General features: G+C 68.3%; 12 protein-coding genes. All 12 read left to right on the forward strand.

What is annotated here, in order from left to right; all coding sequences use genetic code 11:
* Positions 1–64 precede the first annotated feature (64 nt).
* The 12 genes from BLS74_RS11620 (at position 65) to BLS74_RS11675 (ending at position 13,187) form a co-directional block, all read left to right on the forward strand.
* Complete coding sequence (locus tag BLS74_RS11620; RefSeq protein WP_093106172.1) at positions 65–649, forward strand: DUF3305 domain-containing protein; 585 nt, start codon at positions 65–67, stop codon at positions 647–649.
* The gene (locus BLS74_RS11625) at positions 642–1,250 is read left to right on the forward strand and encodes a DUF3306 domain-containing protein (protein ID WP_093105970.1); all 609 of its coding nucleotides are present in this window, start codon (positions 642–644) and stop codon (positions 1,248–1,250) included. The genes BLS74_RS11620 and BLS74_RS11625 overlap by 8 nt, the downstream gene beginning before the upstream one ends.
* Positions 1,174–3,288, forward strand: a complete 2,115-nt coding sequence (locus BLS74_RS11630) for a 4Fe-4S dicluster domain-containing protein (RefSeq protein ID WP_244503841.1) — start codon at positions 1,174–1,176, stop codon at positions 3,286–3,288. The genes BLS74_RS11625 and BLS74_RS11630 overlap by 77 nt, the downstream gene beginning before the upstream one ends.
* Positions 3,285–3,902, forward strand: coding sequence for a TorD/DmsD family molecular chaperone (locus tag BLS74_RS11635; RefSeq protein WP_093105973.1), 618 nt, complete (start codon positions 3,285–3,287; stop codon positions 3,900–3,902). Before BLS74_RS11630 ends, BLS74_RS11635 begins: the two co-directional genes overlap by 4 nt.
* Positions 3,903–4,006: 104 nt before the next feature.
* Positions 4,007–4,231, forward strand: a complete 225-nt coding sequence (locus BLS74_RS11640) for a formate dehydrogenase (RefSeq protein ID WP_093105975.1) — start codon at positions 4,007–4,009, stop codon at positions 4,229–4,231.
* Positions 4,232–4,245: 14 nt separating this feature from the next.
* Positions 4,246–7,239 carry a formate dehydrogenase subunit alpha gene (locus tag BLS74_RS11645; RefSeq protein WP_093105978.1) on the forward strand — a complete coding sequence of 998 codons (2,994 nt, stop codon included), beginning with the start codon at positions 4,246–4,248 and terminating at the stop codon, positions 7,237–7,239.
* Positions 7,240–7,251: 12 nt separating this feature from the next.
* Positions 7,252–7,872 carry a formate dehydrogenase FDH3 subunit beta gene (fdh3B, locus tag BLS74_RS11650; protein WP_093105980.1) on the forward strand — a complete coding sequence of 207 codons (621 nt, stop codon included), beginning with the start codon at positions 7,252–7,254 and terminating at the stop codon, positions 7,870–7,872.
* Entirely contained in the window at positions 7,869–8,123 is a 255-nt protein-coding gene (locus BLS74_RS11655; RefSeq protein WP_093105983.1) for a hypothetical protein, read from the forward strand. Before fdh3B ends, BLS74_RS11655 begins: the two co-directional genes overlap by 4 nt.
* 16 nt (positions 8,124–8,139) lie before the next feature.
* Positions 8,140–9,360: a formate dehydrogenase subunit gamma gene (locus tag BLS74_RS11660; protein ID WP_093105985.1), complete on the forward strand. Its 1,221-nt coding sequence runs from the start codon at positions 8,140–8,142 to the stop codon at positions 9,358–9,360.
* Positions 9,357–9,755 (forward strand): hypothetical protein, encoded by a 399-nt coding sequence (locus BLS74_RS11665; RefSeq protein ID WP_093105988.1) that lies wholly within the window; start codon positions 9,357–9,359, stop codon positions 9,753–9,755. The genes BLS74_RS11660 and BLS74_RS11665 overlap by 4 nt, the downstream gene beginning before the upstream one ends.
* Positions 9,752–10,624, forward strand: coding sequence for a formate dehydrogenase accessory sulfurtransferase FdhD (locus BLS74_RS11670; protein ID WP_093105990.1), 873 nt, complete (start codon positions 9,752–9,754; stop codon positions 10,622–10,624). The genes BLS74_RS11665 and BLS74_RS11670 overlap by 4 nt, the downstream gene beginning before the upstream one ends.
* Positions 10,625–10,670: 46 nt before the next feature.
* Positions 10,671–13,187, forward strand: a complete 2,517-nt coding sequence (locus BLS74_RS11675) for an ABC transporter permease (RefSeq protein WP_093105993.1) — start codon at positions 10,671–10,673, stop codon at positions 13,185–13,187.
* Positions 13,188–13,213 lie beyond the last annotated feature (26 nt).

Here is a 13,213-nt window from a genome sequence, read left to right on the forward strand (position 1 = left end):
CGGCTGCGCCGGCGCGAAACCCCGCTTGCATGTCGCCGGCGGCGCATCGGCTATCGTCCGCCGCATGGTCCCATCCGAAACCCCATCCGAGGGCGCACACCCTTCTCTCGCCGTGGCGGTCGTGATGCGGCGCGAGCGGCTCCACGGCCCGTCGAGCCATTGGCAGCCCTGGCGCTGGACGCTCGACGAGGTGGTGCCCGACGAGCCGGGCTTCGGCGACGCGCCGCGGCTCTTGCGCGACGACGAGGGCGCGCAGCGCTGGCTGCACCCGGGCTTCCAGGTCGAATTGTTTCGCGATGAAGCAGAGGGTTACCAGCTCAACGCAACAACGCCCGCGCCCTGCTGGTTCGTGATGTGGCGCATGGAAGAAGAGGCGACGCTGGCGCCGGAGCCGATTGCGCGGCCGCTGGTGGTGACGTTGAGCTACAACGAAGCGGGCCGCTGGCTCGATGCGCAGGAGAATGTCGAGCAGGTGCCGGCACCCGAAGAAGTGGTGGCGTGGCTGCGCGCCTTCGTCGAAGAACACTATGTGCTCGAGCCCAAGCGCCGCAAGCGGCCGGAGAGCTTCAAGCCGCTGGTCGACCGCTTCGGCAATGCGGCCAGCGTGTCGACCGAGAAGAAGCGCGGCCGGGGAGCGGGCGATGTCTGAAGGCTTTTTCGATCGCTGGTCGCGGCGCAAGCAGCAGGTGCGGGAAGGGGAGGTGCCCGCGCCTGAGCCGGTGGCGGCCGTGCCGGTTGTGGCGCCTGCGCTTGTGGAGACGCCTGGCCCCCATCCCAACCTTCCCCCAGAGGGGGAAGGAGAGATGCCACCGCCGCCGCCTACGCTGGCTGATGCTGAAGCGCTCACCATCGACTCCGACTTCAAGCCCTTCGTCGCGAAGAACGTCGCGCCGGAGGTCAAGAACGCGGCCTTCAAGAAGCTGTTCGCCGATCCGCACTTCAATGTGATGGACGGGCTGGACACCTACATCGACGACTACTCCCAGTCGACCCCGGTGCCCGAGAGCGTGCTGCGCCAGATGGCGAGCGCGAAGTTCCTGAACCTGTTCGAGGAAGAAGAATCGAAAGAAGACCCTGAGGCCCACGCACCCCCGGACGTGGCACAGTCGATGCCTCCCGAGGAAGTTCCCAGCCCGCCGGTTGCCGATGCGCAACCCGCCAGCCAAGAGACCGATGACCACCACGCTGATCTGCGACTGCAACAAGACGATGCCCCTCGAGCCGAAGACGCTCGGGACGGCACTGGCTGAGAACCTGCCTCTCCATTCGGCACTGTGCCGGCGCGAGGCGCCGGCCTTCCAGCGCGCGATCCAGTCCGGCGACGAGGTGGTGGTGGCCTGCACGCAGGAGAAGCGCTTGTTCGGCGAGCTCGCGCAACAGACCCCGGATGCGGTGTCTCCGATCCGCTTCGTCAACATCCGCGAAACCGGCGGCTGGAGCCGCGACGCGAAGAGCGCGATGCCGAAGATCGCCGCGCTGCTCGCCGCCGCCAGCCTGCCCGAGCCTGATCCCGTGTCGACGGTCAGCTATGCGAGCCAGGGCCGCTTGCTGATCGTCGGTGCGCTCGACGAAGCGGAGAAGGCGGCTGCGCTGGTGGGCGACGCGCTGGACGTCACGATCTTTTCGCAGGGCCCCGGCATGCTCGGCGGTGCGCAGGAGCGCCGCTGGCCGGTGATCGCGGGCCGCATCGATTCGCTCGCCGGCTGGCTCGGCGCCTTCAAGCTGCAGTGGACGCGCGACAACGCGATCGACCTCGATCTCTGCACGCGCTGCAACGCCTGCCTCGCCGTCTGCCCGGAACAGGCCATCGGCTTCGACTACCAGATCGACAACGCCAAGTGCACCTCGCACCGCGACTGCGAACGCGCCTGCGCGGTGGCCGGCGCGATCGATTTCAGCCGCGCGCCCGCGCAACTCGACGGCGCCTTCGACCTGGTGCTCGATCTCGGCGCCGCGCCGCTCATCGACTGGCATGCGCCGCCGCAGGGCTATTTCCACCTGGCCGGCGGCCTCGCGCATGCGCAGGGCCTGCAAACCCTGCTGCGCTTGCGCGAGCTGGTCGGCGAGTTCGAGAAGCCGAAGTTCTTCGACTACAAGCAGAAGCTTTGCGCGCACAGCCGCAACGAAGTGGTTGGCTGCAATGCCTGCATCGAGGTCTGCTCCGCGCATGCGGTGACGAGCGACAAGGAACGCCAGCGCATCGTCGTCAACCCGAACCTCTGCGTCGGCTGCGGCGCCTGCACCACCGTCTGCCCGACCGGAGCGCTCGGCTACACCTATCCGCGCACGCCCGACCAAGGCCTGAAGCTGCGCACGCTGCTTTCCACCTATGCAGGCGCGGGCGGGCGCGATGCCGTGCTGCTGCTGCACAGCCAGGAAGGCGGGCAGGCGCTGGTCGAACGGCTCGGGCGCGACGCGCAGCTCGGCCGCGCGCAGGGCGTGCCCGCGAACGTGATTCCGATCGGCCTCTGGCATGCCGCAAGCACCGGCATCGACCTCTGGCTCAGCGCGGTCGCCTTCGGCGCTTCGCAGGTGGCCGTGCTCGCGACCGGTGAGGAGGCGCCGGCCTACCTCGATGCGCTGCGCAAGCAGATGGCGATCGCGCAGGCGCTGCTGCTGGGGCTGGGCTACACGGGAACTCACTTCCGGTTGATCGAGGCGGCGACGCCCGCGGCCCTGGATGCCGCGCTGGCCGCCTTGCGCGACACGCGCCAGCAGCGGCCGGCCACGGCGGCGCGCTTCGCGGTCGGCACCGAGAAACGCAGCACGCTCGAACTCGCGCTCGACCACCTCATCGACGCGGCGCCGGCGCTGAAGGCGGCGCCCGAAACGGCGCTCGCGATTCCGCTGCCGGCAGGCTCGCCCTTCGGCACGATCGAGGTCGACAAGAACAAGTGCACGATGTGCCTGGCCTGCGTCAGCGCCTGCCCGGCCAGTGCGCTGCAGGACAACCCGAACGCGCCGCAGCTGCGCTTCGTCGAGAAGAACTGCGTGCAGTGCGGTCTTTGCGAAACCACCTGCCCCGAGGACGCGATCTCGCTGGTGCCGCGGCTGCTGGTCGCGGCCGAGCGCAAGCAGCCGGTGGTGCTCAACGAGGCCAAGCCTTGGAGCTGCATCCGCTGCGGCAAGCCCTTCGGCACGCAGAAGGCGATCGAGGCCATGCTCGGCAAGCTCGCGGGCCATGCGATGTTCCAGGGCGAGGCGCTCGAGCGGCTCAAGATGTGCAGCGACTGCCGGGTCATCGACCTGTACAGCGCGCAGAACGAAATGAAGATCACGCAGTTATGAGCGATAGTTTTCCGGTTTCCTCCGCGCTCGACGAGGAGCTTGCGCGCGCCGAGCTCTACGGCCTGCTGGCGCGGCTCTGGTATGCGGCGCCCGATGCCGAGTTGCTCGGCGCCTTCCAGGTCGCGCCGACCGAGGCGCCGGCTGCGGGCGCCTTTCTCGAAGAGCCCTGGCGCCAGCTCGTGGGCGTGGCGCGCGGCCTCGACGCCGCGGCGGCGAAGAGCGAGTACGACGCGCTCTTCGGCGGCATCGGCAAGCCCGAGGTCTACCTGTTCGGTTCGCACTACCTGAGCGGCTTTCTCAACGACAAGCCGCTGGCCCAGCTGCGTACCGACCTCGACCGGCTCGGCCTGGCGCGCGAGCAGGCGGTCTCCGAGACCGAGGACCACATCGCCTGCCTGTTCGAAGTGATGCGCTACCTGATCGCGGGCGAGGACGTCGCGGTCGCCAATCTCACGCAGCAGCAGGCCTTCTTCTCGACCCATGTTCAGTCTTGGCTGCCCGCCATGTGCGATGCGGTGGCGCAGCATCCGAAGGCGAACTTCTATGCCGCGCTGGCGGTGCTGACACGCGCATTCGCAGAGGTCGAAGCGCAGGGCTTCGACATGCTGAACTGAGTCTGAGGGAAATAGATTTACGAAATATCAGGGTCTCGACTAGTATCCAAATATATGTAACTGGTTTCATATCTAGTTCCACCCAGCCACTCCTGGAGTTGTTAATGCAGGACAGCCAATCCGCCGGTCCCAAGCCGGCGTCCCGCCGCGGGTTCTTTTTCGGCGCCGCCTCGGTCGGCGCAGCTGCAGCAGCCGTCACGGTGCTGCCCAAAGTCGCGCCGGAGCCCGTTTCCGCCGCCACACCCGTTCCGAAGCCTGCGCCCGAGAAGGGCGGCGGCTACACGCTGAGCGAGCACGTCAAGCACTACTACAAGACCACTTCGGCCTGAGGACGAACACCACCATGTTGTTGACCCGGAAAGCGACCGGCGCTGCGCTCGACAGTGCCTCTTCCCGTTCCTCTTCTTTCTCCTCCTCGCCCTTCGTCCACAGCCTGCGGCGCGGCCTCGCCAATGCGTTGCCGACCATGGACCGGCGCGCCTTCCTGCGGCGCTCCGGGCTGGGTGTCGGCGTGGGTCTGGCCGCGGGCCAGCTCACGCTGATGCGCAAGGCCGAAGCCGCCGGGGATGGCAAGCCGGCTGCGGTCGGCGCCGGCAAGATCGAGATCAAGCGCACGGTCTGCACGCACTGCTCGGTCGGCTGCGCCTCGGACGCGGTGGTCGAGAACGGCGTCTGGGTGCGGCAGGAGCCGGTGTTCGATTCGCCGCTCAACCTGGGTGCGCACTGCGCCAAGGGCGCGGCGCTGCGCGAGCACGGCCACGGCGAGTACCGGCTGCGCTATCCGATGAAGCTGGTGAACGGCAAGTACGAACGCATCAGCTGGGACACGGCGCTCGACGAGATCACCGCCAAGCTCAAGGAGCTGACCAAGGCCAGCGGCCCCGATTCGATCTACTGGATCGGCTCCAGCAAGCACAACAACGAGCAGGCCTATCTGCTGCGCAAGTTCGTGAGCTTCTTCGGCAGCAACAACTGCGACCACCAGGCGCGCATCTGCCACTCGACCACGGTCGCCGGCGTGGCGAACACATGGGGCTACGGCGCCATGACGAACTCGTACAACGACATGCGCAATTCGAAGGTTGCGCTCTACATCGGCTCGAACGCGGCCGAGGCCCATCCGGTGAGCATGCTGCACATGCTGCATGCCAAGGAAAACGGCTGCAAGATGATCGTGGTCGACCCGCGCTTCACCCGCACCGCGGCCAAGGCCGACGAGTACGTGCGCATCCGTTCGGGTTCGGATATTCCCTTCCTCTTCGGCATCCTGTACCACATCTTCAAGAACGGCTGGGAAGACAAGAAGTACATCAACGACCGCGTCTTCGGCATGGACGAGGTGCGCGCCGACGTGATGGCCAAGTGGACGCCCGACAAGGTCGAGGAAGCCTGCGGCGTCAAGGAAGCCCAGGTGCTGAAGGTCGCGACCTGGCTCAACGAGAACCGCCCCGGCACCATCGTCTGGTGCATGGGCCAGACCCAGCACACCATCGGCAACGCGATCGTGCGCGCCTCCTGCATCCTGCAGCTGGCGCTGGGCAACGTGGGCAAGTCGGGCGGCGGCACCAACATCTTCCGCGGCCACGACAACGTGCAGGGCGCCACCGACGTCGGCCCCAACCCCGATTCGCTGCCCGGCTACTACGGCCTGGCCGAAGGCTCGTGGAAGCATTTCGCCGCCACCTGGGGCGTGGACTTCGAGTGGATCAAGGGCCGCTTCGCTTCGCCCGCGATGATGGCCAAGCCGGGCCTCACGGTCTCGCGCTGGATCGACGGCGTGCTCGAGAAGAACGAGCTGATCGACCAGGATTCGAATCTGCGCGGCGTCTTCTACTGGGGCCATGCGCCCAATTCGCAGACCCGCGGCCTCGAGATGAAGCGGGCCATGGACAAGCTGGACCTGCTGGTGGTGGTGGACCCGTACCCCTCGGCCACCGCGGCGATGGCGGCGATGCCGGGCCGCTCGGAAGACCTGAATCCGAATCGCGCGGTGTATCTGCTGCCGGCCTGCACGCAGTTCGAAACCAGCGGCTCCGTCACCGCCTCGAACCGCTCGCTGCAATGGCGCGAGAAGGTGATCGAGCCGCTGTGGGAAAGCCGCAGCGACCACATGATCATGCAGCAGTTCGCCGACCGGCTCGGCTTCGGCAAGGAGCTCAGCAAGAACTACAAGATGCAGAAGGTCAAGGGCATGGACGAGCCCGTGCCGGACGACATCCTGCGCGAGATCAACAAGTGCGTCTGGACCATCGGCTACACCGGGCAGAGCCCCGAGCGGCTGCAGGCCCACATGCGCAACATGGGCGCCTTCGACGTGCGCACGCTCAGGGCCAAGTCGGGCAAGGACAAGGTCAACGGCTACGACCTCTCGGGCGACTACTTCGGGCTGCCGTGGCCCTGCTATGGCACCCCCGAGCTCAAGCATCCGGGCAGCGCGAACCTCTACGACACCACGCGGCACGTGATGGACGGCGGCGGCAACTTCCGCGCGAACTTCGGCGTCGAGCGCAACGGCAAGAACCTGCTGGCCGAGGACGGCTCGCATTCGCTGGGCGCCGAGATCACCACCGGCTATCCGGAGCTCGACCACCTGCTGCTCAAGAAGCTCGGCTGGTGGGACGAGCTCACCGCGGCCGAGAAGCCCAAGGCCGAGGGCAAGAACTGGAAGACCGACAGCTCGGGCGGCATGATCCGCGTGTTCATGAAGAACCACGGCTGCCATCCCTTCGGCAACGCCAAGGCGCGCGCGCTGGTGTGGAACTTCCCCGATGCCATCCCGCAGCACCGCGAGCCGCTCTATGGCACGCGGCCGGACCTGATGGCCAAATACCCGACGCACGACGACAAGATGGCCTTCTGGCGCCTGCCCACGCTCTACAAGAGCGTGCAGCAGAAGAACATCGCCGACAAGGTGGCCGAGAAGTTCCCCTTCATCATGACCTCGGGCCGGCTGGTCGAGTACGAGGGCGGCGGCGAGGAAACCCGCTCCAACCCCTGGCTCGCCGAGCTGCAGCAGGAGATGTTCATCGAGATCAACCCCAAGGTAGCGGCCGAGAAGAACATCCGCAACGGCGAGCGCGCCTGGGTGCACACGCCCACCGGCGCCAAGCTCAACGTGCAGGCGCTGGTCACCGAGCGCGTGGGTCCCGACACCGTGTTCATGCCCTTCCACTTCTCCGGCCACTGGCAGGGGGCGGACATGCTCGCCTACTACCCCAAGGGCGCGGCGCCGGTGGTGCGCGGCGAGGCGATCAACACCTCGACCACCTACGGCTACGACAGCGTGACCATGATGCAAGAGACCAAGACCACGGTCTGCAACATCGAGAAAGCATAAAGAGGAATCGATATGGCAAGAATGAAGTTCGTCTGCGATTCCGAGCGCTGCATCGAGTGCAACGGTTGCGTCACGGCCTGCAAGAACGAGAACGAGGTGCCGTGGGGCGTGAACCGCCGCCGCGTGGTGACGCTCAACGACGGCGTGCCGGGCGAGAAGTCGATCTCGGTGGCCTGCATGCACTGCTCCGACGCGCCCTGCATGGCGGTGTGCCCGGTGCAATGCTTCTACCGCACCGAAGAAGGCGTGGTGCTGCACGACAAGGATGTCTGCATCGGCTGCGGCTACTGCTCCTACGCCTGCCCCTTCGGCGCGCCGCAGTTCCCCTCGCAAGGCACCTTCGGTGCGCGCGGCAAGATGGACAAGTGCACTTTCTGCGCCGGCGGCCCCGAGGCCAACGGCTCGCAGGCCGAGTTCGAGAAGTACGGGCGCAACCGCCTGGCCGAAGGGAAGCTTCCGGCCTGCGCCGAGATGTGCTCGACCAAGGCGCTGCTGGCCGGCGACGGCGACGTGGTGGCCGACATCTTCCGCACCCGCGTGCTGCATCGCGGCAAGGGCGCCGAAGTCTGGGGCTGGGGCACGGCCTACGGTTCGCAGCAGGCCGGCACGCCGACCAGCGGAGGCACGAAATGAGGCGCGCACTGGCGACGACGGCAGTCCTGGCCTCTGCCGTGCTGCTGCTGGCGGCCTGCGGCGAGAAGCCGCAGACCAACGCCGAGGGCGTCAAGCTCGATGCCGCGCCCTGGACCGGCACCGGCACGCAGCAGAACGCGGGCACGGCATTCACCGCGTCGGGTTGGCAGGTCGGCGACAAGAACGCCTGGCAGCAGCAGCTCAAGACCCGCGCGCAGAACGGCCAGAACGACTACGTCAGAGACAACTGAGCGGAAGGAAGGCTGCATGAACAAGGCTCTTCTGAACGCCCTGGTCCTCATGGCCGCGCTGGCCGCCGGCCCGGCCCTGGCCCAGGCGCCGAACCCGGCTGCCGGCGGCGCGGTCGCCCAGCCGCCTGCCGCCGCTGCGGCGCCGCCGCAGCAGCAGGCCGGCGGCATCAAAAGCCAGAACATCTTCGAGGTCAAGCCCGAGGCGAGCGCCGATCCCAACTACCTGCAGCAAAGCAATGCCGAGCGCGCGAAGGTGCAGCCCGGCAACAACGCGCCGATGTGGCGGCAGGTGGGCGAAGGCGTGACGGGCTACAGCAGCCTGCCGAAGTCTCAGGCGCCCGAAGCCGGCAACCTGATCCAGCGCTTCGTGCAGTACCCGGGCTCGCGCTATACCAACGCCGGCGAGGCCTGGCGCCAGGTGCGCAACGACTGGATCATTCCCTACGGTGCGGCGCTGCTCTTCGTGGTGCTGCTGGCGATCGCGATCTTCTATTTCACGCGCGGCGCGATCGGCCTGCACGGCACCGAAACCGGCCGCAAGATCGAGCGCTTCACGCCCTTCGAGCGCGCCACGCACTGGTCGAACGCGATCGCCTTCGTCACGCTGGCCGTCTCGGGCCTGGTGATGGCCTTCGGCAAGTTCTTGCTGCTGCCCATCATCGGCGCCGCGTTGTTCGGCTGGCTGACCTATGCGCTGAAGACCGTGCACAACTTCGTCGGCCCGCTGTTCGTCGTCACGCTGATCCTGATGTTCATCACCTTCGTGCGCGACAACTTCCCGCGCAAGGCGGACCTCCAGTGGCTGGCTCATTTCGGCGGCCTGTTCGGCGGCAAGGAGGTGCCTTCGCACCGCTTCAACGCCGGCGAGAAGGTGGTGTTCTGGGGCGGCATCCTCGTGCTCGGCAGCATCGTGGCCGGCTCGGGCCTGTTCCTCGACAAGCTGCTGCCGGGCTTCGTCTACACGCGCGGCGAGATGCAGATCGCGCACATGGTCCACGCGGTGGCCACGCTGCTCATGATGGCGATGATCATGGGCCACATCTACATCGGCACGCTGGGCATGAAGGGCGCCTTCAGCGCCATGCGCCACGGCTATGTCGACGAGACCTGGGCCCGCGAACATCACGAGCTCTGGTACGACGACATCGCTGCCGGCAAGATTCCCGTCCAGCGCAGCGCCGAGGTCTCGGGCGCCGCGCCCGCGAAGACCGTCCGGGTCGAAGGAAGCCCCTCATGAAGAAGATGCTGATCGTCTGCGGCCTGGCCCTGGGCCTGGCCTCCACCGCTTTCGCCAAGCTGCCGGCGCCGCCTTCCACGCCCGAGGCCAAGCTCAAGGCCGCGGAGACCGCGGCCAAGACCGCATGGACAGGCAAGGTCGATGCCTACCAGCTCTGCCAGGCGCAGGACAAGGTGGCGGCCAAATACCGCGCCAGCGCAGCAGCGGCCGGCAAGCAGTTGCCGCCGGCGCCGGCGACGCCCGCCTGCACCGACCCAGGCCCCTTCGCCTTCGTGCCGCCGGCCGAGCAGAAGCCGATCGAGGCCGCGGGTGCCCATTCGCCGGCCGCCACGGCAGCTGCGCCGCCGAGCACCGCCCAGCCAGCGGCGGCGACGAATCCCACGCCGAAACAGTGACGACTGCCTTGCCGCTTCCGCGCCTGACTTCGGCCCGCGCCGAACTCACGCGCGAAGTGGAGGTCGTCGACGAGCACGGCGAACGCGGCGTCGTCTCGATCCCGGCCGAGCGCGACCTGACGGTCTACGTCGACCGCCGCGAACTGGTCACGCTGATGACGCTCGGCGCCCAGCCCGAGCTGCTGGTGCTGGGCTACCTGCTGAACCAGCGGCTCATCGAGTCCGCGGCCGACGTCGAATCGATCACGGTCGACTGGGAGGTGGGTGCGGCCGCCGTGAAGACCCATGCCGGCATCGACCGCATCGAGGAGCGCACCGCCAAGAAGGTGGTGACCACGGGCTGCGGCCAGGGCAGCGTGTTCGGCGAGCTGATGGCCGGCATCGACAAGCTCGAGCTGCCCGCCACGCGCATGCGGCAGGCGCAGCTCTATGCGCTCGTCAACGTCATCCGGCTCCAGGAGAGCACCTACAAGTCGGCCGGCTCGGTGCATGGCTGCGCGCTGTTCACGCTCGGCCAGGGTGATGAAGCGCACATGCAGTGCTTCGTCGAGGACGTGGGGCGCCACAACGCGATCGACACCATCGCCGGCTGGATCGCGATGCAGCCCGCAGAAAGGCTTACGGGCGGCCGCGTGTTCTACACCACCGGGCGCCTCACGAGCGAGATGGTGATCAAGTCGGCCCAGATGGGCGTGGCCATCGTGGTCTCGCGCAGCGGCATCACGCAGATGGGTCATGAGGTCGCGATGCGCGTGGGCTTGTGCGCGATCGGGCGCGCGACCAACAAGCGCTTCGTCTGTTATGCCGGCGCCGAGCGGCTGGTGTTGCAGCCTGAGCTCGCGGGCGCCCGCGTCACGAGCGCCGCCTAAGCCCTTCGGTTTGGCCGGGCCTTGCGGCTCGGCTATCGTCTCGCCCATGAATGCTTCTCTTCGCCTAGGCTGGCGCACCCTCTGGCGCGACTTGCGCGCCGGCGAACTGCGGCTCCTCATCGTGGCCGTGCTGCTTGCCGTGGCGGCACTCACCGCGGTCGGTTTCTTCGCCGACCGGCTCAAGGGCGGACTGCAGCGCGATGCGCGCCAGCTGCTCGGCGGCGATGCGGTGCTGGCGAGCGACAACCCGACGCCGAAGGCTTTCGTCGAACGTGCACGTGCGCTCGGCCTGCAGGACGCCAGCACCTACGGTTTTCCGACCATGGCACGCGCCAGCGAGGAGCAGGGCGGCGCCAGCAAGCTGGTCGCGCTCAAGGCGGTGGAGGACGGCTATCCGCTGCGCGGCAGCCTGCAGGTGAGCACCGAGCCCGGCGTGCCGGGCCGGCCGACGCGGGACGTGCCGGCGCCGGGCGACGCCTGGGTCGATGCGTCGCTGCTCGAATCGCTGGCGCTCAAGGTGGGCGACACGCTGCTTTTGGGCGATGCCGGCCTGCGCATCGCGCGCGTGATCACGCTCGAGCCCGACCGCGGCGCCGGCTTCATGAGCTTCGCGCCGCGCGTGATGCTCAACCAGGCCGACGTGCCGCGCACCGGCCTCGTGCAACCGGCCAGCCGCGTCAGCTATCGCTTTGCCGTGGCCGGCGAGGCGCGCGCCGTCAAGACCTTCAGCGACTGGGCCGACGCAGCGATCAAGAAGGGCGAGCTGCGTGGCATGCGCCTCGACTCCTTCGAAAGCGGCCGCCCCGAGATGCGCCAGACGCTGGACCGGGCCGAGAAGTTCCTCAACCTGGTGGCGCTGCTGGCGGCGCTGCTGTCGGCCGTGGCGGTGGCGCTGGCCGCGCGCGGCTTCGCGGCCAGCCACCTGGACGATTGCGCCATGCTGCGCGTGCTGGGCCAGAGCCAGCGCACCATCGCGCAGGCCTATGCCTTCGAGTTCGCCGCCATCGGCCTCTTCGCCAGCGCGCTCGGCGTGGCCATCGGCTACAGCGTGCACTATGTCTTCGTGCTGCTGCTCGCGGGCCTGGTCGAGACCGCATTGCCCGCGGCCACCCTCTGGCCCGTCGCCTTCGGCCTCGGCATGGGACTCACGCTGCTGTTCGCCTTCGGGCTGCCGCCGGTGCTGCAGCTCGCGCAGGTGCCGCCGCTGCGCGTGATCCGGCGCGACGTCGGCAACCTGAAGCCGGCCTCGATCGCGGTGCTGGCGCTTGGCGTGGCCGGCTTTGCCGCCTTGCTGGTGGCGGCCAGCAGCGACCTGAAGCTGGGGCTGATCGCGGTCGGCGGCTTCGCGGCGGCGGTGGCGGTGTTCGCGCTTCTGAGCTGGATCGCGGTGCTGCTCTTGCGCCGCAGCGTCAACGAAACGACGGCGCCGCGCTGGCTGGTGCTGGCGACGCGCCAGATCTCGGCGCGGCCGGCCTATGCGGTGGTGCAGGTCAGCGCGCTGGCGGTGGGCCTGCTGGCGCTGGTGCTGCTGGTGCTGCTGCGCACCGATCTCGTGGCCAGCTGGCGCAAGGCCACGCCGCCCGACGCGCCGAACCGCTTCGTGATCAACGTCATGCCCGACCAGAGCGAGGGCTTCCAGAAGACCCTGCGCGACAACGGCGTGAGGAAGTTCGACTGGTATCCCATGATCCGCGGGCGCCTCGTCGCCATCAACGGCAAGTCGGTCTCGCCCGACGACTACGCGGACGACCGCGCGAAGCGGCTGGTCGACCGCGAGTTCAACCTGAGCACCAGCGCCGAGGCGCCGGCGCACAACGTCGTCACGGCCGGCGCATGGAAGCCCGGCGCCGCCGGCGAGCTGAGCGTCGAGGAAGGGCTGGCCGAGACCCTGGGGATGAAGCTCGGCGACAGCCTGCGCTTCGACATCGGCGGCATGCAGAACGATGCGCGCATCACCTCCCTGCGCAAGGTCGACTGGGGTTCGCTGCATGCCAACTTCTTCGTCATGTACACCGTGGATGCGCTGCCCGAGGTGCCCGTCACCTACATGGGCGCGTTCCGCGCGCCGGACGTGAAGGGCTTCGACAACGCGCTGGTGCGCAGCTACCCCAACGTGACCAACGTCGACATGAGCGCCACCATCGGCCAGGTGCAGCGCGTGCTCGACCAGGTGATCCGCGCGGTGGAGTTCCTGTTCGGCTTCACGCTCGCGGCCGGCCTCGTGGTGCTGTTCGCGGCCGTCACCGCCACGCGCGAGGAGCGCGCGCGCGAGTTCGCCGTGATGCGCGCAGTCGGCGCGCGCGGCAGCCTGCTGCGCCAGGTGCAGCGCGCCGAACTCGTGGGCGTGGGCCTGCTGGCCGGCTTCCTCGCGAGCATCGTCGCCTCGCTGATCGGCTGGGGCCTGGCGCGCTATGTGTTCGACTTCACCTGGACCGCTTCGCCGCTGGTGCCCATCGCCGGCTCGCTGGCCGGCGCCGTGCTCGCGCTCGCGGCCGGCTGGTGGGGCCTGCGCGAAGTGCTGCGCCGGCCGGTGGTCGACACGCTGCGGCGGGCAGCGGAGTAGGCGCAGGGCGACTACGATCATGTCGA

Source organism: Variovorax sp. CF079 (assembly GCF_900101545.1).
GTDB lineage: Bacteria > Pseudomonadota > Gammaproteobacteria > Burkholderiales > Burkholderiaceae_C > Variovorax.